The organism is Streptomyces sp. 130 (assembly GCF_007096885.1).
In the GTDB taxonomy this organism is placed as follows: Bacteria; Actinomycetota; Actinomycetes; order Streptomycetales; family Streptomycetaceae; genus Streptomyces.
The window spans coordinates 1-1797 of record NZ_VJNO01000095.1; the positions used below are offsets into that span (position 1 = coordinate 1).

Here is a 1797-nt window from a genome sequence, read left to right on the forward strand (position 1 = left end):
TGCCGGAGTACATGGTCCCGGCCGTGGTCGTGGTCCTGGACGCCTTCCCGCTGACGACCAACGGCAAGATCGACCGCAAGGCCCTGCCCGAAGCCGAGTACACCAGCGCTTCCACGGCTCGGCCGCCCCGTACCAAGAACGAAGAACAGCTCTGCGAACTCTTCGCTGAGGTCCTCGGATTCGAGACGGTCGGCATCGACGACTCCTTCTTCGACCTCGGCGGACACTCTCTGCTCGTCAGCAAACTCACTGTCCGCATCGCCGCACGCCTTGGTGTGCAGATGACCGCCAAGGACGTCTTCCAGGCACCGACAGTGGCTCAACTTTCCGAACTTCTTCCCATTGCACGTCCGGCGCGGCCCAAGTTCCGCCGTATGTCGCGAGAGAGGGGCACATCATGATCCCGTTGTCCTTTGCCCAGCGCCGAATCTGGTTCCTCGATCAGCTCGAGGGCCCCAGCGCGGCGTACAACATCGCCGTCTCCCTGCGGCTCACCGGCGAGGTGGACGAGCCGGCGCTGCGGGCGGCCCTGGAAGACGTGGTCGAACGGCACGAGAGTCTGCGTACGGTCATCGCCATACGGGACGGTGAGCCCAGCCAGCTCATCCTGGAAGACGTCCTGCCGGAGCTGATCCGGGCCCGGGTGACGCAGGACGGGCTGTCGCGGGCGATGTCCGACGCGGCGGCGTACTGCTTCGACCTGGCCGAAGAGATTCCGCTGCGAGTCACGCTCTTCGAGGTCGCGCCCGACAGCCATGTGCTCTTGATCGTGCTCCATCACATAGCCGCCGACGGCTGGTCCATGGCCCCGCTGCTGCGGGACCTGTCGACGGCCTACGCCGCGCGGCATCGTGGCACCACGCCCGACTTCCCCGAGCTCCCGGGCCAGTACGCGGACTTCGCGATGTGGCAGCGTGAGGTGCTGGGGTCGGAGGACGACCCGACGAGCGTGCTCGGCGAACAACTCGCCTACTGGCGCGAGGCATTGGACGGCTCCCCGGCGGAATTGGTGCTGCCCTACGATCGCCCGCGCCCCGCCGTGCCGTCCCACCGCGGGCGAACCGTTCCGTTCTCCGTGGACGCCGAGGTGCACCGGGCGCTGCTCAAGCTGGCACGCGAGCGGGGCGTGACCCTGTTCATGGTGCTGCACGCGGCCCTCGCCGTGCTGCTCTCCCGGCTGGGCGCGGGCGACGACCTGCCGGTCGGCGCCCCTGTGGCGGGCCGGTCGGATGAGGGTCTGGACGATCTGGTCGGGTTCTTCGTGAACACGGTGGTGCTGCGTACGGATGTTTCGGGTGATCCGTCGTTCGTGGAGTTGCTGGAGCGGGTGCGGGAGGTGCATCTGGGTGCGCATGCGCATGCGGATGTGCCGTTCGACCGGCTGGTGGACGCGCTGGGCGTGGAGCGCTCGGCGGCCCGGCAGCCGCTGTTCCAGGTCATGGTGGTCCTGCAGAACAACGTGCGGGGCCGGCTGGATCTGCCCGGACTCGACGTGGCCGTGGAGCCGGTGGAGCTGGGGTCCGCGAAGTTCGACCTGACGCTGCAGCTGGCCGAGGAATGCGGCCCGGACGGCGCCCCGGACGGGCTGAACGGTGCGCTGGAGTACGCGGTCGACATCTTCGACGAAGAGACGGCGCGGACCCTGGCCGGCCGGTTCGCGCGGGTCCTCGAAGCCGTCGCCGCCGACGCGTCCGTCCGGGTGGACGAGGTCGACGTGCTCCTGCCGGGGGAGTGTGAGCGGCTGTCGGGCTGGAGTGTGGCCGGGCGGTCGGGGGAGTTGGTGACGTTGCCGGAGTT

The 1797-nt window shown here is 68.8% G+C and carries 2 protein-coding genes; both read left to right on the top strand.

All coding sequences use genetic code 11. The annotated features are described in order from the left end of the window. A partial coding sequence (locus FKN01_RS32125; RefSeq protein ID WP_260697097.1) for a phosphopantetheine-binding protein occupies positions 1 to 401 on the top strand: 401 nt, incomplete at its 5' end. Further along, positions 398 to 1797: condensation domain-containing protein (locus FKN01_RS32130; RefSeq protein ID WP_260697098.1), on the top strand; the 1400-nt coding region annotated here is incomplete at its 3' end. The genes FKN01_RS32125 and FKN01_RS32130, both read left to right, overlap by 4 nt.